16 protein-coding genes and 1 riboswitch are annotated in these 19,597 nt (G+C 48.9%); of the genes, 13 read left to right on the top strand and 3 right to left on the bottom strand.

Annotated features, from left to right (window positions below; genetic code table 11):
- Positions 1–285 precede the first annotated feature (285 nt).
- The 4 genes from ACIFQM_RS22030 (at position 286) to uvrC (ending at position 5,633) form a co-directional block, all read left to right on the top strand.
- Positions 286–1,803: a helicase DnaB gene (locus ACIFQM_RS22030; protein WP_430038213.1), complete on the top strand. Its 1,518-nt coding sequence runs from the start codon at positions 286–288 to the stop codon at positions 1,801–1,803.
- A 229-nt stretch (positions 1,804–2,032) separates the two neighbouring features.
- Positions 2,033–2,986, top strand: a complete 954-nt coding sequence (gene dnaI, locus ACIFQM_RS22025) for a primosomal protein DnaI (RefSeq protein ID WP_430038215.1) — start codon at positions 2,033–2,035, stop codon at positions 2,984–2,986.
- Between the two features lie 119 nt (positions 2,987–3,105).
- Positions 3,106–3,423: a thioredoxin gene (trxA, locus tag ACIFQM_RS22020; protein WP_010347861.1), complete on the top strand. Its 318-nt coding sequence runs from the start codon at positions 3,106–3,108 to the stop codon at positions 3,421–3,423.
- 155 nt (positions 3,424–3,578) lie between these two features.
- Positions 3,579–5,633 (top strand): excinuclease ABC subunit UvrC, encoded by a 2,055-nt coding sequence (gene uvrC / locus ACIFQM_RS22015; protein ID WP_430038217.1) that lies wholly within the window; start codon positions 3,579–3,581, stop codon positions 5,631–5,633.
- Here the strand turns inward: uvrC and ACIFQM_RS22010 are convergent.
- Positions 5,605–7,332: a CPBP family intramembrane glutamic endopeptidase gene (locus tag ACIFQM_RS22010; protein WP_430038219.1), complete on the bottom strand. Its 1,728-nt coding sequence runs from the start codon at positions 7,330–7,332 to the stop codon at positions 5,605–5,607. The two genes, uvrC and ACIFQM_RS22010, sit on opposite strands and share 29 nt — an antisense overlap.
- A gap of 263 nt (positions 7,333–7,595) precedes the next feature.
- Positions 7,596–7,745: riboswitch (cyclic di-AMP (ydaO/yuaA leader) on the top strand.
- Positions 7,746–8,333: 588 nt separating this feature from the next.
- On the opposite strand from ACIFQM_RS22010, the gene ACIFQM_RS22005 reads away from it, so the two are divergent.
- Both ACIFQM_RS22005 and ACIFQM_RS22000 read left to right on the top strand, forming a co-directional pair.
- Entirely contained in the window at positions 8,334–9,674 is a 1,341-nt protein-coding gene (locus ACIFQM_RS22005) for a TrkH family potassium uptake protein (protein WP_430045660.1), read from the top strand.
- A gap of 48 nt (positions 9,675–9,722) precedes the next feature.
- On the top strand, positions 9,723–10,391 hold the full coding sequence (locus ACIFQM_RS22000) for a potassium channel family protein (protein WP_430038223.1): 669 nt from the start codon (positions 9,723–9,725) through the stop codon (positions 10,389–10,391).
- A gap of 14 nt (positions 10,392–10,405) precedes the next feature.
- Here the strand turns inward: ACIFQM_RS22000 and ACIFQM_RS21995 are convergent, their stop codons facing one another.
- Positions 10,406–11,311: a LysR family transcriptional regulator gene (locus ACIFQM_RS21995; protein ID WP_430038249.1), complete on the bottom strand. Its 906-nt coding sequence runs from the start codon at positions 11,309–11,311 to the stop codon at positions 10,406–10,408.
- A 225-nt stretch (positions 11,312–11,536) separates the two neighbouring features.
- Here ACIFQM_RS21995 and ACIFQM_RS21990 point away from each other — a divergent pair, with 225 nt between their 5' ends.
- The 7 genes from ACIFQM_RS21990 to ACIFQM_RS21960 all read left to right on the top strand — a co-directional run bounded on the left by ACIFQM_RS21990 (position 11,537) and on the right by ACIFQM_RS21960 (position 18,398).
- Entirely contained in the window at positions 11,537–12,229 is a 693-nt protein-coding gene (locus ACIFQM_RS21990; protein ID WP_430066126.1) for a succinate dehydrogenase cytochrome b558 subunit, read from the top strand.
- 107 nt (positions 12,230–12,336) lie between these two features.
- On the top strand, positions 12,337–14,082 hold the full coding sequence (gene sdhA, locus ACIFQM_RS21985) for a succinate dehydrogenase flavoprotein subunit (protein WP_430066124.1): 1,746 nt from the start codon (positions 12,337–12,339) through the stop codon (positions 14,080–14,082).
- 28 nt (positions 14,083–14,110) lie between these two features.
- Positions 14,111–14,878 (top strand): succinate dehydrogenase iron-sulfur subunit, encoded by a 768-nt coding sequence (gene sdhB, locus ACIFQM_RS21980; RefSeq protein ID WP_014277823.1) that lies wholly within the window; start codon positions 14,111–14,113, stop codon positions 14,876–14,878.
- Between the two features lie 172 nt (positions 14,879–15,050).
- Positions 15,051–15,860, top strand: a complete 810-nt coding sequence (locus ACIFQM_RS21975; RefSeq protein WP_430045662.1) for an aminoglycoside N(3)-acetyltransferase — start codon at positions 15,051–15,053, stop codon at positions 15,858–15,860.
- 88 nt (positions 15,861–15,948) lie between these two features.
- Positions 15,949–16,893, top strand: coding sequence for a metallophosphoesterase (locus ACIFQM_RS21970; RefSeq protein WP_430038233.1), 945 nt, complete (start codon positions 15,949–15,951; stop codon positions 16,891–16,893).
- Positions 16,894–16,972: 79 nt separating this feature from the next.
- On the top strand, positions 16,973–17,713 hold the full coding sequence (locus tag ACIFQM_RS21965; protein ID WP_430038235.1) for a metallophosphoesterase family protein: 741 nt from the start codon (positions 16,973–16,975) through the stop codon (positions 17,711–17,713).
- 52 nt (positions 17,714–17,765) lie between these two features.
- Positions 17,766–18,398, top strand: coding sequence for a GNAT family N-acetyltransferase (locus tag ACIFQM_RS21960; protein WP_430038237.1), 633 nt, complete (start codon positions 17,766–17,768; stop codon positions 18,396–18,398).
- A gap of 183 nt (positions 18,399–18,581) precedes the next feature.
- On the opposite strand, the gene ACIFQM_RS21955 is transcribed toward ACIFQM_RS21960, so the two are convergent.
- Positions 18,582–19,469 (bottom strand): NAD(P)H-binding protein, encoded by an 888-nt coding sequence (locus ACIFQM_RS21955; RefSeq protein WP_430066122.1) that lies wholly within the window; start codon positions 19,467–19,469, stop codon positions 18,582–18,584.
- Between the last annotated feature and the right edge of the window lie 128 nt (positions 19,470–19,597).

The raw sequence follows: 19,597 nt of genomic DNA, 5'->3' as shown, positions 1-19,597 counted from the left end.
TAAGTATGTCCTGCGAATGAGGAATGGTGATGCTTAACTATTATATTGTAGCCCAAATTAAGGATTTTCACCAATGAAAGAAATGTGAAGAATATTATTTTTTCCGTGATGCAGGTCACAAGTCGTAAAATAGTTAGTATTCTCGAAAAAAGGGGAACACGGACGAATGAGACTGCCAAAAAGGAGGACAATTGGACTTATTTTGCTGGTCTCAGTTGGGGTCAAGTATGATAGAATAGTAAAACATCTTGGAGACCGTTATGTCAGGAAAGGAAGAATGTTGGAATGCGGATGAAAAACCTGCTGCACTATACTGAGAACCACCGCTACTGCGTTTATCGGGAATTCGGCTTGAGCGCACTGGATGAATTGATGCTGGGAAGCGTCTATCAGCCGATGGTAGGCGCATTTGCGGTCAGCCTGTATCGGCTATTGTTCCAGCATGTGCCAGTCGGACAGATCGGTTATTCGCCGCTGGAGCAGCAGCGTCGTCTTTTTCTGACACTAGGGCTGGAGCCGAGTGAGAAGGGACGCAAGTATCTCATTGAACAGACCTCGAAGCTGGAGGCTGTCGGTCTGTTGCAGACGTCCAGGCTGTATGCACCGGAAACGGACGACTATATGTATGAATATGAGATGCAGCCACCGCTTGCACCTGCCGATTTTTTCAGGACGCAGCATCTTACTCTTTTGTTGAGAGACAAAATCGGCAAGTTTGCAGTGCTTTCTCTGCGAGAATCGCTGTGGAGCAGCGAATCTGCGGAATGGTCGCAATTTTCCTATAATAAAGAGAATATATCTATTCCGTTTTACGAGTTATTTGAGCTGAACACCCATGTCATTGATTACGAGTTGGAGCAGGCGCTGTCCGAGGTGTCTTCGGGCCGTCACAATGGTGCTTTGGCCGCAGAGTCGGAGGAAGGGCTGAATTATGCAGACATCATTCTCCGTTTTCCGCGTGAATCCGTTAATCGCAAGCATGTAGAGCGTCTGCGTTTTGAACACGAGCAGTTAGGCATGGTCAATTACGTTGTTCGCAAATTTGACTTATCTGTACAGGACATCAGCCGCTTGCTGGATGAGGATGGTATTTTTACAGAAGCGGGCGATTTGCTGCTAGACGAGCTTCAGCTCCGAGCCAGCCAGCATTCCAGACAGGATCGGAAGCGTCAGGAGGAACAGCAGGTGCAGGCCGCCAAAGTGGTTGCCTTGCGCCAGAGAGAAGCTGCCAATCCAGAAGAGCCGCCTGCGGAGCAAGCCGTGGAGATGGAATTTTATGTGGAGGTTCCACCACAGTTCACAGCCAAGTGCGACATTCACCAATATAATATGATGCTGCGCAATGAGCCCTATCGACGTTTGCTTCAAACCTTTTTCCCCGGCACGGTTCCCGGTAACCTGCTGGATATATTCGAAAAGATTGATATCAGCTACAAGCTGCCCGGTGAAGTCATCAACGTACTTATCCATTATTTGATGTCCCTGCTGGTGTCAGGGAGCGATCAGCGGATCAACCGAAACTTTGTCGAGGCCGTCGCTTCCAATATGCTGTTAAAGCAAGTGAGCACCTACGAAAAGGCCGTTCAATATATACGTGATCAAGCCAAGGTAAAAGGAAAGCAGTCCGCTGCTTCTTCTTCCGGCGGCCGTTCGCGTTCGTATGCCAAAAACAACGGCCCATCCAAGCCATCCATTCCCATCGTACAGGATCATCCTTCCGAGGAATCCGTATCCGAGGAAGAACTGGATGAATTGCTGCGCCTAGCGGAACGCATGCAATCTGGTAAACAGAAAAAGGTGTGAAAATATTAAGCGAAGCCAATTCAAATATGTGTCGACTTTATGGCGGTCGGCAGCGGAGTGGGCAGAATTGTTCTGAAGAAGCGAAGCGTTTGCCTTTATCCCCAGATTTTAACCTTTAAATCCTTATTTCAATAGGAAAAATCCGGGGATAACAGCAATCGGAAGAACAATCTGCACGCGAAGCGTCTCTCCCCCATAACTCTGCACATTTTAGAAAGGAGGAGCGTTCTTGGAATCACTGGGCGATTTGCTACAGCAGATGCAGAACCCTTCGTTTCGCCAGCGCACGCGCAATGTGGCCGATCAGGTTCTCAATGATCCGCTGGTGCAGGAATTTTGCGCTGCGCATCCCGATATTGACGAAGCACAACTGCGATTAAACATGAGCATGCTTTTTCAATATACCCGGGACCGTCGGAATTGCGACAACTGTCCGGGGCTCGAACAGTGTCCTAACGATTTTCAGGGACATTTTTGCAAGCTGGGCGTGGAATATCCGAATGGCACAGCCGAAATGGTGGACATCCGTACCCCTTGCGCCAAGCTGGTAGCTTCACAGCACGAACAGCGGGTGCGTCAGCGGATTAAAAGCTTTTATGTGGATGAGCGTGCGCTTTTGGAAGGCTATAATGCCCTTGAGATTGCACGTAAGGACTCACAACGCATGCCCGCAGTCACACAGCTATTCCGTTACATCGAAGAAACGAAAAGCCAGGGCTTATCCAAAAAAGGACTCTACCTGGAAGGTACGTTTGGTACGGGGAAGACCTTTTTAATGGGATATCTGCTGCACGAGCTGGCCCTGTCTGGGCTGAACGGTGTGATCGTGTATATGCCTGATTTTGTGGAGGACTTAAAGTCCATGATTCAGGAAGGACAAAAGCTGAAGGAAACGACCGAAATGCTTAAAAATTGTGATCTGCTCGTATTTGACGACATTGGAGCCGAAAATTTGAGTCCATGGGTACGGGATCATGTGATGGGCTCGATTTTAAATTACCGAATGAACCGCAAACCTACCTTTTATACTTCGAATTATTCGTTGCAGGGGCTGGAGAAGCATCTGAGCTTTACGAGCAAGGACGGTGAGGAATTGTACAAGGGGCAGCGCTTGATGGACCGGATTCGTCCTTTTGTAGACGTCATTACTGTCAAAGGAAAAAATCAGCGAGGATCATCGTAAATCAACTTGATATTTTGATATCTTACAATTAAAAAACTATTGTGATATAATTAAAAGGTGTCAAAAAAGAAATTACAGGTTATAATAATCCTGACTTTTCTATAAAGGAGGAACATACAATGGCAATTGTTAACGTGTCCGACCAATCCTTCAACGCAGAAGTCGAAGGTACAGGAACCGTTTTAGTTGATTTTTGGGCGCCATGGTGCGGTCCTTGCAAAATGATCGCTCCTATTCTGGAGGATCTGTCCACAGAAGTTGGCGACAGCGTCAAAATCGCGAAAGTGAACGTGGATGAAAATCCAGAGTCTGCTTCCCGTTTCGGCGTTATGAGCATTCCTACCCTGATCGTCTTCAAAGACGGGCAGCCCGTTGATAAAGTGGTAGGCCTGAACTCCAAAGAAGCGCTGAAAAGCATGCTTACCAAACACCAGTAATCATTGCATGTGACCCATGCTCCTGCGGGGGCTTGGAGAGCAACCATGAACGGTCAATGCCTCCGGTTGTAAATACCGGGGGCGTTTTTGTGTATTAATCCTGCATATTATATAGTAGTTGAAGTCATTTAAGAATGGAAGGAGGAAACGGGCGAATGGAATCTTATGCGGAGGACTTGCGGAATCAGGAGAAGGCGCTGGAGAACATCCGGCACAAATTAGCATTGCTGCCGGATGCATCGGGCTGTTACTTGATGAAGAACAGCGAGGGCACCATCATTTATGTCGGCAAGGCCAAAGTGCTGAAAAACCGGGTCCGTTCCTATTTTACAGGCAGCCATAACGGCAAGACGCAGCGACTGGTTTCCGATATCCGAGATTTTGAATATATCGTTACGGGCAGTAATATGGAGGCGCTCATTCTGGAGTGCAACCTGATTAAAAAGCATCAGCCGCGCTATAACGTGCTGTTGAAGGATGACAAAACCTTTCCGTATTTGAAAATTACGAACGAGAAGCACCCCAAGCTGGAGGTGACCCGGCGCGTTCTGAAAGATAAAGCAAAATATTTTGGCCCTTATCCTAATTCTTATGCTGCACATCAGACGAAGAAGCTGCTGGACCGGATGTACCCGTTACGCAAGTGCGGTGTGATGCCGAAGGAAGTGTGCCTTTATTATCATATGCATCAATGTCTGGGGCCTTGTGTGAAAGAGGTTGAGCAGGAAACGTATGACCAGATTGGTCAGGAGATAAGTTCTTTTTTGAGCGGTGGACATGAGGAAATTAAAAAGGATCTTCAACGTAAAATGCAGGAGGCCGCAGAGGAACTGTACTTTGAGCGTGCCAAGGAGCTGCGCGACCAGATTATCAGCATTGACGCGATGATGGAAAAGCAGAAAATCACGACAGCCGACGCGAAGGATCGCGATGTATTCGGATTTTCGGTGGATAAGGGCTGGATGTGTGTACAGATCCTATATGTTCGCAAAGGTAAAATGATCGAAAGGCATGTGTCTACGTTTCCTTTTTACGGAGAGGCTTACAGCGATTTCATGTCCTATGTAACGCAATATTATAGTGATAACCCGGCGGTGCCGCAGGAAATATTGCTGCCAGATACACCGAAGCTGATGAAGCAGGCGGAAGTTGTTCCTCACACTGCAACAACCGAGGGAACCGCACAGACCAGTAACGATGCTGCACAAGAAGCAGGAACAGTATCGGATGTGCCAAATGAAGAGCAGCCGTTCGAGCGTTCCGCGGATGCACTGCTGGTGGCCGAAGAGCGTGCTTCTTATGGAGAAGCAACGGAGCAGGACCAGACAGAAGCCCAACTGTCCGGCGGGCTGGAGGAACCAGCTACGGCGGCACTCGCTCTGGCTGAATGGCTGGATGTAAAGGTACTGGTGCCTCAGCGTGGACTGAAAAAGCAAATGACAGGGATGGCTACGGAAAATGCACGGGTCGCTTTGGATGAGAAGTTTAAGCTGATTGAACGGGACGAGGAACGGACATCCAAGGCTGCAAGCAATTTGGGGCGTGCGATTGGGCTGGATAGCCTGCACCGCGTCGAGGCGTTTGATAACTCCAACATACAGGGGTCCGATCCAGTCTCGGCCATGATTGTGTTCATTGATGGGAAGCCTGCCAAGAAGGAGTACCGTAAATATAAAATCCGTTCAGTGCAGGGGCCAGATGATTATGAAACGATGCGTGAGGTTATTCGGCGTCGATATGAACGTGTGCTCAAGGAAAATCTGGAGCGTCCGAATTTGATCGTCGTCGATGGTGGACGCGGACAGATTAAGGCCGCTGTGGATGTGCTGGAGAATGAACTGGGTTTGTTCATTCCTGTGTGTGGTCTGGTGAAGGATGCCAAGCATAGAACCTCTCAACTACTGGTGGGGGATTCTCCAGAGGCCGTGACACTGGCCCGCAACAGTGAAGAATTTTACCTGCTGCAACGCATTCAGGACGAGGTTCACCGATTCGCCATTACATTCCATCGTGAGCAACGGGGCAAATCCATGGTAACCTCTCGTTTGGACTCGATTCCGGGAATTGGAGAGAAGCGGCGTAAGCTGCTGCTTAAGCATTTTGGCTCACTTAAAAAAATAAGAGAGGCCAGCGTCGAAGACTTCCGGCCTCTCTCTATTGGTGATAAGCTTGCGGGTCAGATTATAGCTGCCCTTCAGGAGGAGTCGTAGAATACGGCTCTTCTTTTTTTATGGGCTCAAACATGACTCGATTTGGTTTCTTTGGACTAAACCAGTACATGATATAGGCCACAATGGCAGGAAGCACGATCCAGAATATACCTGCGAACAGGTTCACACTGTCTCCCAGCGTCATCACACTCAGTCCCATCAGAATACTGTCAAAAATAACGTGGCTGAACATGGCGGCAATAAAGCCGTAGCGCAGGAACACAAAACTGAACAGCAATCCAAGGAAGGTCAGCTCAATCGGTCTGGAAATGACCGGATAGATCGGATACAGTGTGTGCCCCAGTGCCCAAATCAATGTGGTGATCAGACAGGCAACAAAAGTACTTCTCACTAATTTTTTCACCATTGGAATACCAAACAGACGGTATACGGCTTCCTCTCCAATACCTGCCATCCAAGCCATAATCGGCAGTAGCCATGGATAAGCCATGTTGTAAGGAGACTGTGTGGCATCTGTTGTGGAGAACGTATGAAGCGTGCGCTCCAGTACAAAGAACAAAATGGATTGCACCCCAAGTAAAATAAAGGCCCACAAGTAGCCAACATACATACTGCGAAGCACATACAGCCCATAGGCTGGCTCTTTGGCGCGTGGCCATGCATTCAGTCCAGCCTTGCGCATCAGCCCGTCACCGCCGACCAAGGAGAAGTAGATCGCTACAGCCATTATGAAGGAAACCACAACTTGCAAAATCATAAGAAATATAAGCGCTCCCCGACCGCCTGCTTCTGCTTGCAGTATAGGTAGCATGTTAAATGTCCCTGCCATACTGGCAGCAAAATATACAATGGACAGAACAATGCCGCGTACAAAGGAAGTGTGGCGTCGTGTGAGTGAGGCGTATACGATAGCAAGTATGCCCAAGACCATGCTTAATAAGGCATAACCCGCGTAGGTCATCCAGTTTGCCCAGTACGTTTGTTTTTTGACATAATCCGTATAGGACGATGGGGCCGAAAAGCTTTGTGTAAACGAGCGAACATCCCCGTCTTCAAAAGTAAAGGCCAGTGTAAGCACCGAGGAACCGATTTTCTTATCGTTCACGGTATACTTTAATCCACCCTCGCCTTCGGTTGTCGCGAGCTTCAAGTCCGACGGCTTAAAGCCAAAGCGTTTCACCCAAGCTGCCGCTGCCTGCTCCTTCGCTTCCAGCGTCATGTCTCCCTCGGCTGCACGTATAAGCCTGCTACGTGCTTGCTCATCCGTAGAAATATCTGCTTGTGTGTAACTGGTGCTAGAGGTCTTTCGTTTAAAGCTAACGACTTTGCCAGTGGACAAATCCACATGAATTTGCAACTTGCTCTTCGAAGAAGGTTCCGGTAAATCGACCCGGAAGGTTTCGTAGGGATAACTTTTTTTCCAAGTACGGTCATACTGTTGAAGCAGCTTTTCTCTGGATAAATAACCGTACAGGTCCGTTTCGGCCTGATAGGTCACCAGAGGCTCCTTAGACCGTAATTCGGTATAGCTCAGCTCGGAGCGGGCGAAGTCCAGCGCGTGTATGACTGCTTCCTGCTTGCTGATGACCTTGGCATCCGCCAGTGCCTCCGGATTCGGATTACTTAACGAGGGAATAAGCAATTGAAAGACAAAAAAGCAAATCAGGCCAATCGCGCCCAGCAAGCCTAATCTTTTGAAGTTGGCCGTGAGCACGACCGGTTTCCCGATAGGATTCATGAGTTTCCTCCTTAATCTGTAAATAAGAACATCCATTAAAGATATCATACTGCACAGGTTCCCGCCAACAGACCTACGATATTCATGAAAATGGAGTGAAAGCACTTTAAAGTTTCAATAAAATAAGATAAGCTGCGATTAAAGGTGGCCTATTCTCCAATTACCGCTAATTTAACGTTATTTCGACGAAATCGGTTTTGTACTCTGCATACATAAAGATTATAATTTTGAGGCAATGGATATGAAATACATTAGGTAACGTTATACATTTTGAGCCGAATTTCCATAAGAAAACGGGGGAACCATGTTACTGGGGTGAATTTCACAGCCGGTCCCGGACCGGAAGTGTGAATAGGGCATACTGTGCTGCCCGAATCCGTCAGCTAACCTCGTAGGCTGTGAGCAGGAACCAAGTCAGGCACTCGGTTTTCCGGTGTCTTTTTTTTGTGCAATTAAAACGTAGCTGAGTTAAGTCCGCTTCGCGCTCCATTTGATCTTCCGATCGCTGTTGTCTCTGAATTTTATTGGATTAGATAAACCCTGATAAGGTTAAAATTCAGAGACAAAGGCGAGCGCTAGCGCTTCTCCAGATTCAAATGGACCGCTGCGCTGCTGCCCGCCTTAAAGTCATCCAACGTTTCATGAGGTAGTGAGGTATGAGTGTAGTGAGTAATGAAAGGCAAAAGTATCCCGCTTCGCGGATACTTTTCTGTTTTCTCTAAAAAAAACGGACTAAAGAAACTGAAAAGAGATTGGTGATTTTATGAGCTGGCAGTAGCGGAGGGGGCAGAATTGTTCTGAAGAAGCGACAGCGTTTGCCTGAAAGCTTTCCATAGGAAAGCTCGCATCGTAAGCATAAGCTACCACCGGATTTTAACCATTAAAGGGCTTATAAAATCAGAAAAAAATCCGGGGGTAACAGCAATCGGAAGAACAGAACAATCTGCACCCGTAGCGATCTCCGTGCTCATCATTCACCAAGTAGGAGCCGTGATAAATAGATGAATCCCAATGCAAGATGGCTTCGGCTTTCTCCACCGCAGATATTCGTTGTGGGCTTTGCCATTATCATTCTTATAGGCAGCTTGTTGTTAATGCTGCCGATTTCCATTACAACGGGAAAGCCGCTTGCATTTATAGATGCTTTGTTTACAGCTGCCTCCGCAACCTGTGTAACAGGTCTTGTCGTTAAGGATACGGGCACCTTCTTTACCACCTTTGGTCAGGTGGTTATCGCTGCGCTGATCCAGATTGGTGGTCTTGGCTTTATGACGATGGCTACCTTGATTGCGCTGGTGTTCAAGCGCCGCATTTCCTTGCGGGAGCGCCTGATTTTGCAGGAAGCGATGAATCAGACTTCTGTTGAGGGAATTGTCGGATTGATTCGTAGGGTGTTGCTGTACTCGCTAATTATTGAGGGCGTGTGCGCCACGATATTCGCGATTCGCTGGTCCTTTGATATGCCCGTAGGCAGGGCGATTTATTTTGGAATCTGGCATGCGATTTCCATGTTTAACAATGCAGGCTTTGATTTGTTCGGTCAATTTCGCAGCCTGACAGGTTATGTGTATGATCCTATTGTTAATTTTACAGCTATGTTTCTGATTATTTCGGGTGGCATCGGCTTTGTGGTTATGTCGGACCTGGTAGAATACCGCAAGCGCGGGAGACTTTCCTTGCATACCAAGGTGGTACTCAGTATGACGGCTGCCCTGATCGTAGTCGGCACGCTTGTCATCTTTGTATTCGAGTTTACCAATCCGAAGACATTGGGCTCGCTGGATTGGGGTGGAAAGCTGCTGGGATCTTTATTTCAGTCCATAACACCACGTACCGCAGGTGCCAATACGTTAGATATCGCTGGCTTGCGACAGGCCACGCAGTTTTTTATCGTTATATTGATGTTTATTGGTGCTTCTCCTGGCTCTACTGGAGGCGGGATTAAGACGACAACGTTTGCGCTGCTCATTGGAGCCGTGATTTCGATGCTGCGGGGTCGGGAGGATATTGTACTGTTCAAATACCGGCTTGCGCAGGGGCGAATTTACAAGGCTTTGACCATTACACTGCTGGGGCTGCTGTTTGTGATTGGCGTGACGATGATTTTGTCGGCAACCGAGGATCATCATTTTCTGATGATATTGTTCGAGACGGTGTCTGCATTTGGGACGGTGGGATTGTCCATGGGGCTTACACCTGACCTGACAGTTATAGGCAAGCTGGTCATTACCCTGACGATGTTTGCAGGTAGACTCGGCCCACTTACACTGGCGTACGCACTAGGACCCAAAAAGGGTAAGGAATTATATCGTCATCCGGAAGGAAAAATGATTATAGGATGAATCAATCATTTATGAAATTGATTCAGATAAGGGAGTTTTCGAGTAGATATGAAAACGCAGCAGTTTGTAGTTATTGGTTTGGGACGATTTGGCTCAAGCCTGGCTTTGCAATTGGTAGATATGGGGTGCGAGGTGCTTGGCATCGACCGGAATGAGGATGTTGTAGACAGTATGAGTGAGCTGTTGACGCATACCGTCGTGGCGGACGCTACAGATGAGGATTCACTACGATCACTGGGCATCCGCAATTTCGATTGTGGCATTGTTGCGATTGGTGCTGATATTCAGGTCAGCATTCTGGCTGCCATTTTGCTAAAGGAGCTGGGTGTGAGCAAAGTCGTTGCCAAAGCGATTTCTGTTCTGCACGGACGGGCGTTGGAAAAGCTCGGTGTGGACCGGGTCATTTATCCCGAGCGGGATATGGGGATACGGGTCGCGCATCAACTGGTCACGCCTAATTTGCTTGATTATTTGGAGCTGTCCAAGGAATACAGTATTGTAGAACTCAACGTTCCTGTATGTCTGCATGGCAAAACGCTATCTGAGCTGAATACCCGCACCCGCTTTGGTTGCAGCATCGTGGCGCTTCATACGGCGAACGGTATCCTGATTGCACCCACAGCGATGGATCGGCTAAAAGCGGACGATATTATGGTCATCATCGGCTCCAATGATAATATCGGTCGCTTCGAGGACGAGGTCGTTAACGTTAACTAGAAAGCTGATCTCCGCTACACCATACGATAGCCTGCAAACGATGCACGTGTCTCGCTGATCCAGCGTCGTGCTGTCGGCCCCAGATCGGTCGTCTCCGAGTAGATAAGGGAGGTGGTGCGTCGTGTCTCCTTCAGATCGGGCAAGTACAGCGCGGTTAGCCCATTATCCCGCAGCAGCTCGCTACGCAAGTAGGATTTGGGCAGCAATGCGGAAGCCTTACAGGTCGGCAGCAGGCGCACAATCGCCTCGAACGAGTCGATTTCCATACGGATATCTGGCATGATGCCACTGCGCTGGAACAGGTCATCTGTAAGACTGCGATACCAGGTTCCCTTGGAAAAAATAATCATTGGCAGTCCTTGCAGGTCTTTCATCGAGGCCGTTCCCGTCTTTATCGTTAATTCATGTCCGATCGGAACGACTAGCTCCAAATGATCATCAAACAGCGGAATGCAACGCAGTCCGGCCTCATGAATGGCAGACCCGACAATACCGGCGTCTGCTTTTTTGTCGCGTACAAAAGCGACGATTTCATGGGTTTTTCCTGTGAGTAGTTTCAGCTCCGTTTGGGGATGCTTGCTCATGAAAGCTTCAACGAGGGTAGGCAGCGTCGTTTGGAGTGTCGTCAAACTCGCGCCCAGTGTGAGCATGCTCTGGGCTTCGTTTTTGTGCTGGGACAGCTTTTGCAAAAATCGGAGCTGTCGTTGTCGTTGCTCCAGCGCGAAGGTGTATACAAATCGGCCTGTTGACGTAATTTCGAGTCGTTTGCCCTTTCGATCAAAGAGGTTCACACCCATCTCTTCCTCCAGCTTGGCGATTTTGCGGGACAGGGCCGGCTGGGACAGATTAAGCAGCTTGGAGGCTTTATTCAGGCTGGATTGCTCGACTATGACAGCAAAAGCGTTCAAATCCTCAAACAAATCATCCACTTCCTCTCTATATGCAAAAAAGACATAACAATTAATACGTATATTGCAATTCCATTATAAGCCGAAAAGGAGTAACATGAAAGCGACACAAGATGTTCACACTTTTATTTTCCCTTTAAGGAACACCTTGTTGGACATTTCCTGTCGGAAACTGTCATTTTATATGTTATATTACTATTGAAAACGCTATTATTAGGAGAAGGGAGCATTACCTAGATGAGAGGATTTTATTCCAGAAAGCTGCACTCGCTTCTTGGTGTCATTCCGCTGGCTCTATTTTTTGTAGAGCATTTGGTGACCAACTTCACAGCGGTGGAGGGCGGCAAGGAAGGATTCAATCGCAGCGTGGCCTTCCTGAATGGTCTGCCACTTGTTATTGTGCTTGAAACGTTATTTATCTACTTGCCATTGCTGTTCCATGGAATCTATGGCTTGTATATCGCTTATCAGGCTGATCCGAATGTCAAAAATTTTGGCTATTCGCGTAACTGGCGCTTTCTGTTTCAGCGCATTTCCGGTGTAATTACGTTCGTATTCATTATCTGGCACGTATATGATACACGTTTACAGGTGGCTCTGGGTCATGTAACACATGAGCAGCTAGGCGGCGTGATGCATGGCATTGTAACGAATCCGGTTTATTTTATTCTTTATTTAATCAGCGTCGTTTCGGCATCCTTTCACTTTGCTAACGGACTATGGACTTTTATGGTCAGTTGGGGGATTACGGTGGGACCGCGTGCACAAAAAGTGTCCTCCTATATCTGCATGACCTTGTTCGTAGTTGTATCCATCGGCTTCATCGTTTCCTTGCTGGCATTCCGCAGCGCGGAATTTCAGGAAACCGCAACCGCAACCGCAACCGCAACCGCCTGGATACAAAGCAGTGCTATTCAACAGCTACTGTAAAAAATGAATGTACACTATGCGTGTTTGCAATACATCGTTTGCAGATTCTATTTCTTATGGTAAAAAGGGGATTTGGCTAAAATCCTGAAAAAGAGGAGTGAGCAGAAATGGCAGCATCCAACATTATTGTCGTGGGCGGCGGTCTTGCGGGTCTAATGGCTACGATCAAGGCGGCAGAGGCAGGAGTTCACGTTCATTTATTTTCTTTGGTTCCGGTCAAAAGGTCCCACTCCGTTTGTGCTCAAGGCGGCATCAACGGCGCGGTGAATACGAAGGGTGAAGGCGACTCACCCTGGATTCACTTTGACGATTCAGTCTATGGCGGGGACTTTCTCGCCAACCAGCCTCCGGTAAAAGCGATGTGCGAAGCGGCTCCGGGGATTATCCATCTCATGGACCGTATGGGTGTCATGTTTAACCGGACACCGGAAGGACTGCTGGATTTCCGCCGCTTCGGGGGCACTCAGCATCATCGGACCGCCTTTGCCGGAGCGACGACAGGGCAGCAGCTTCTGTATGCACTTGATGAGCAGGTACGGCGCTGGGAATCCGAGGGCTTGGTGACCAAGTATGAAAACTGGGAGTTTTTACAGGCTGTACTGGATGATGAGAGTATCTGTCGCGGCATCTGTGCGCAGGATTTGCGGACGATGGAAGTGAAGACCTTTGCAGCAGATGCGGTTATTTTGGCATCGGGCGGTCCTGGCATTATTTTCGGCAAAACCACGAATTCCGTGATTAATACCGGCACAGCTGCCGGAGCGGTATATCAGCAGGGCGTACGCTATGCCAACGGCGAGTTTATCCAGATTCATCCGACGGCTATTCCGGGGGATGACAAGCTTCGTCTGATGTCCGAGTCGGCACGGGGAGAGGGCGGCCGTATTTGGACGTATAAGGACGGCAAGCCGTGGTATTTCCTCGAAGAAAAATATCCGGCTTATGGAAATCTGGTCCCTCGTGATATTGCGACACGTGAAATATTCAGTGTATGCGTCGATGATGGGCTCGGCATTAATGGCGAGAACATGGTGTATCTCGATCTGTCCCATAAGGACCCGAAAGAGCTGGACGTGAAGCTGGGCGGTATTATTGAAATTTATGAAAAATTCGTCGGTGACGATCCACGTAAAATACCGATGAAAATCTTCCCGGCTGTGCATTATTCGATGGGCGGCATGTGGGTCGATTACAATCAGATGACGAATATTCCGGGGCTGTTTGCCGCCGGAGAATGTGAATTCCAGTATCACGGAGCGAACCGCTTGGGTGCCAACTCGCTGCTGTCAGCTATATACGGCGGAATGGTGGCTGGACCAAAGGCTGTGGAATATATTAAAGGCTTGAAAAAATCCGCGCAGGATGTAGCTTCCTCCGTGTTCGATGCGGCAGTCAACCAGCAGACAGAGAAGTATGAGCGTATTTTGCATATGGATGGGAAAGAAAATGCCTATGTCCTTCATAAAGAGCTGGGCGAGTGGATGACGAACAACATGACTGTGGTTCGTTATAATGACAAGCTGGAAGCTACGATCGACAAGATCAAGGAGCTGAAGGAGCGTTATTCCAACATTAACATCAATGATGCTTCGCGCTGGAACAATGCGGGTGCGGCGTTCACACGTCAGCTGTGGAATATGATGGAGCTGGCCGAAGCGATGACTAAAGGGGCGCTGCTGCGTAACGAAAGTCGTGGAGCCCACTACAAACCTGACTTCCCGGATCGTAACGATGAGGATTATCTGAAAACGACCATTGCGGACTGGACACCGGAAGGACCGCAAATCTCGTATGAAGCGGTAGATGTTTCGTTGATCAAGCCGCGTATTCGGGATTACTCCAAGAACAAGTAAAAGGAAGATACAGAAGGGAGTGTATTAGATGTCGGAGCAAGCAGTGAAATCGGATAAAACCGTGAAGTTCGTTGTGACCCGTCAGGATGAACCTAATGCGAATCCATATACGGAAGAATTTGAGTTGGCTTATCGACCGGGGATGAATGTGATCAGTGCGTTGATGGAGATTCAGCGTAACCCGGTGGATAGCCATGGTAAAGAGACAGCCCCGGTATGCTGGGAGTCGAACTGCCTGGAGGAAGTGTGCGGAGCCTGCTCCATGGTGATTAACGGCAAGCCGCGTCAGGCTTGTGCCGCCCTTGTGGATAAGCTGGAGCAGCCGATTACCATCGCGCCGATGAGCACGTTTCCGGTTGTGCGGGATTTGGTCATCGACCGCAGCCGGATGTTTAACGCGCTCAAGAAGGTCAAAGCATGGATTCCGATTGACGGTACCTACGATCTGGGCCCCGGCCCCAGAATGGCAGAGAAGAAGCGTCAATGGGCGTATGAGCTGTCCAAGTGCATGACTTGCGGTGTCTGCCTGGAGGCTTGCCCGAATGTGAACGAGAAAACGACATTCATTGGACCTGCGGCGATATCTCAGGTTCGTCTGTTCAATAGTCATCCGACTGGGGAAATGAATCAGGAGGAGCGGCTGGATGCGTTGATGACGGACGACGGGCTGGAGGGCTGCGGTAACTCGCAAAACTGCGTACGTTCCTGCCCGAAGGGCATTCCGTTGACAACCTCCATTGCGGAAATGAACAAGCAAACGACCAAGCATATGTTCAAGCGCTGGTTGACCGTATAGCACTCGTCAGTGAATGCTTTATACAAAACAGGCTTTTTCCCTGAACGGGAGAAAGCCTGTTTTGTATGCTCAGGACAGATCGGAGTTATCGTGTAGGGAGGAGAGTTGGGCAGCAGTTATGGTATAATTATGGTATTGTGTATACGTTTTTGGAGAAAAGGAGGCTGGACAGGTGACTGTACAACCGATGACGCGACGGCCTGTTACTGGGTCGGATGTGTTGAAGGGATTAAAGAAGCTGGGAGTTCAAAAAGGCATGACGCTGCTTGTGCACTCGTCGATGCGCAGCTTCGGCAGTTTTGTTCCGGGCGGTGCCTCTGCCATTCTTGCAGCATTAACCGAAGCCATTGGCCCGGAAGGTACGCTGGTCACGCCGACGCAATCCCATGATCTGACCGATCCGTCCACATGGATGAACCCGCCTCTGGATGAGGCATGGTGGGAGCTTGTACGCCAGGAAATACCCGCTTATGATCCGGTCTGGACGCTGACTGGGGGTATGGGTGTCATTGTAGAAACGTTCCGTGGCCTGCCGGGAACACTGCGCAGCGGACACCCGCACGTTTCGTTTGCAGCCCGTGGACCTGCCGCTGCATGCTTGCTGGAGGGGCATGAGCTTGATTTCGGGCTGGGTGAACCTTCGCCACTAGCGAAGCTGTACGAGGCAGATGCCTACGTGCTGCTGCTGGGCTGTGGACATGACAGCAATACGTCTTTGCATTTGGCAGAATATCGAACGTCGTATCGCGGACGTGAAAAAATCAAGCATCAGGCCCCGATGATGGTGAACGGGGAGAAGGCTTGGGTCACTTTTCAGGATTTTAATATATTCTCGGATGATTTTGATAAGCTTGGGCTTGATTTTGAACGGGATTGCCCTGCGTGCTTTACACGGGTCAACATTGGAGATGCCTCCTGTTTTTTAGCGAGGCAGCGCGATTTGGTAGACTATGCAGAACGATGGTTAGCTACCAACCGCTAGAGGGCTAAAAGCGTGAGCTATTTGAACATTTGAATCATGAGATATCTGAACTGTACAATAGTTGAATAGATAGCAAGGGGGCACGCATATGGAAAAGACGCCGCAAACCCGCCGCGAGAGTCAGGATGGCTCACACGATGAGGCCGCGATCCCTCCCGGTTCTTCGCGGCGTTCTATTTCAAATGAGCCAACCAATCCTTCGCGCCGCCGTTTTTTGAAAAAAGCCGCTTTAGCGACAGCCGGAACCGCGCTTTTGACTGGAGGATACGCTTCCTTATGGGAGCCTAATCATTTGGAGATTACACGCTTCACACTAGCTTTGCCCCGTCTGCCGTTGGCTTTTGACGGCATCAGGGTGGTGCATTTTAGTGATGTACATTTGGGCTTTCACATGGATGAGCGTGACCTGCGGGAGCTTGCGGACCGGATTGCAGGACTGGAGCCGGATTTGCTTTGTTTTACAGGTGATATTGTGGATGATTATGCCGTATCTATGAAAGCTGCTGTTCCGGTCATGGCCTCTATGCACGCCACACTCGGCAAATTCGCCATTCTCGGCAATCACGATTATAGAGGTTTACCAGCCGGGGTACAGGAGCTATATCCGAAAACCGGGTTTACGTTGCTGAGAAATGAACATGTGATAGTGGAGCGAGCAGGACAGCGACTGGCGATTGTCGGTTTAGAGGATGACATTATGGGCAAACCCAATCCACGGCGTGCCATCCACGGACTACCTGATGAGATGTGCAAGCTGCTGCTTATGCATGAGCCGGATTATGCGGATGTGGCGGCGAGAATGTCCTTTGATCTTCAGCTGTCGGGGCATACGCATGGAGGACAGGTGCGCTTGCCTGTCATGGGAGCGCCGATGCCGCCTCCGGGTGGACGCAAGTACATTCAGGGATTATTTCATGTAGGGACCGACAGAATGCCGCTGTATGTCAGCAGAGGCATTGGTATGACCAAGCTGCCGATTCGAGTGCTGTGCAGGCCGGAGCTGAGTGTCATTACACTGAAATCCGGCCAATAGGCTATTATAAGTTCACCTCAATCATAAAAAAGGGTTTAGTGTAGTATGTAGCTGTTTCGGACAAAGGAGTGATATTCAGATGGATCGTATTGCTGTCATTTCAGATATACATGGCAATTGGCCTGCCTGCGAGGCGGTGCTGGAGGATATTGCTTCCCGAGGGATTAGTCGTGTGTTTTGTTTGGGCGATCTGATCGGCAAAGGGCCTAGCCCGTGCGAGGTTCTGGAGGCTGTCCGTCAACATTGCGAGGTGGTCGTGCGTGGCAATTGGGATGAGCTGGTTAGCATTACGGATGATCTCAATTTTAGCTGGCAAGCCGAGCGCCTGGGCACAGAACGGCTACAGTATTTGGCAGACCTACCGTTTCATCATGATTTCAGGATGAGTGGACGTCGTATCCGTCTGGTGCATGCTTCGCCGCAAAGTGTATATCATCGCGTGCAGCCATGGGATGAGCCGGAGAAAAGACTCGCCATGTTCGACCCGTTGGCCGAGGAAAGTGGAGAAGTCGTTTTTGCCCCGGATGTCTTGGGGTATGGAGATGTGCATAATGCCTTTATACAGCATTTTCAGGGCAAAACGCTTTTTAATGTCGGCAGTGTTGGCAATCCGCTGGATGTAACTCAGGCTTCCTACTGCATTTTGGAGGGGAACATGGGAGAAGAGAGTCCTGCACCTTTTTCCATCCAGTTTGTACGTGTGCCTTATGATATTGAGCTGGCGGTGAGACAGGCTGAGGAAGCAGACGTACCTTCTTTGCCATATTATATCCGTGAGTTGCGCACAGGCATTTACCGGGGAATTCAGGACCTGGATTGAGTGTACAACCTATTCGCTGCAAAAAGCCAATCCATCCGCAGGAGGGATCATTGTGCTGACCAGAGAAATGCTTCGTTCAGGGTCAGGGCTACCGGAGCTTTATACCGACCGTGTCCGGTTGCGCCAGCTACAAGCAAGGGATTACCCCGCGCTGGAACGGATGCTGTCCGATCCATTGGTTATCCGGTATGTGAACCGGATTCGCAAGCCAGTCGATGCGCGGATGAAGCGTCTGGTAGCGCAAATCAGAGTAGCTGCGGATTCCCTGGATTCCCTGCATTTTGCGGTGGAATGGCATGGGGAAAATACAGCAGCAAACAACGAACCCGGCCAACTCAACGAACTCCATGAACATAATGAATCCAGCCACTCGCCGCTGCTCGGTATTGCTTCTTTCCAGCAATGGAATGAAAAAGCGGGTGAGGCGCAGCTAGGCTATATTTTGGACCGTCCTTTCTGGGGACAAGGGCTGGCTACAGAGGTCGTGGAAGAAATGCTGAGATTTGGTTTTGGTGCTTTAAAGCTCAAGCGGATCGAAGGTCGTTGCCAAGAGGATAATCAGGCTTCCGTGCGTGTGCTGATCAAAAATAAGATGCGCCTACTGCGCACAATCAGTGCCTATGATCATTCAGGAGAAGTGCCGAGTGTATTGGTGTTCTCGATTACCCAAGGGGATTATGCATAGAAACGACAGTGGAATATTTTGTTACAGAGATGAAATATAACTGCAAACTAACTCTAACACAGGACGGGTACAATACAGACATGACCCCCTTTTGAATAATATATGTTGCTGGGACCCGATGATTCGGGTCCTCTTTTTTTTGCCTTGTTTCTATGGCAGTTACTTGTGATTTACAAGTTACTTTTATGATTCATAGGAACGGTTCAGGTTGGTGATCAGGTCGGGAAGCCATTCGGTCAGGCTAAGGAACGAGTACCCATTTGACTGGGCTTTGGTCGTATCCATATACCAGGATTGTGTAATACCGAATGGAGACATATGCTCGTCGGCTGTTTTTTCTTGAATCATGGCTTGTTTTCCAGTTACCTGTTCAATGGCGGAAACGAGTTCTCCAATCTTCACAGTACCGTCAGAGCAAGCATTTACGGGTCCTGTCAAATGAGAGTGACCAAGCCAAAGCAGAAAATTTGCGGCTTCGTCAGAACGGATAAACGAGATGTGCGCTGCCGGATTCGGTATGCCGATTTCTATTCCATCACGAACATGCTCAATATGAAAATGAAGTCTTCTCGTATAATCATCTGTTCCTAATACAATCGGAAAACGAACAGCGGCAACCGGGAACGTAGCTTGTTGCATGAAAACCGCTTCTGCCTGCCGTTTAGCCTCCTGATATGTAAAATCGTCCTTGCCGCCTTTGCGAACCAGGTAAGCCTGGGGGTCGAAGACACTCTCGGTCAGCACTTCCGGACTTGGATCGTAGACGGATAAGCTGGAGGTCAGAATATACCGTTTGGCTTTAGCATCAAAAATGCGGCACGCTTCTCTGGCTTCATCTGGAGAAAAGCAAATATTATCGTAGACAACATCCCAAACCTGCTCACCTACCGCCTCAGCCAACGCTTCCGCATCGTTACGATCTGCAATAATCCGTTGAACGCGCTCACCGAACGAATCGCTTGTTTGACCTCTAGTGAGGATCGTAACGTTATTCTCGGAATCCTCCACCAGACGTTCCACCAGCCTTTTTCCAAAAAAGCGCGTTCCACCTAATACAAGTATCTCTCTCATTTGTTAATCACTCCCACTATAAATTAATATTTTCTCTTGTTTACTCACTCATTCTTCGATTTTCAGCCATTGACAGGTCGATAATTGGAGAAGTCATGTAAGGATGACATTATTTTCTGACAGAGCCG

It is taken from the genome of Paenibacillus sp. NRS-1782 (assembly GCF_050467685.1).
Taxonomy (GTDB): domain Bacteria; phylum Bacillota; class Bacilli; order Paenibacillales; family Paenibacillaceae; genus Paenibacillus; species Paenibacillus terrae_A.
The sequence above is the reverse complement of the archived record's forward strand: the minus strand, read 5'-3'. Positions and strand labels throughout refer to the sequence as shown.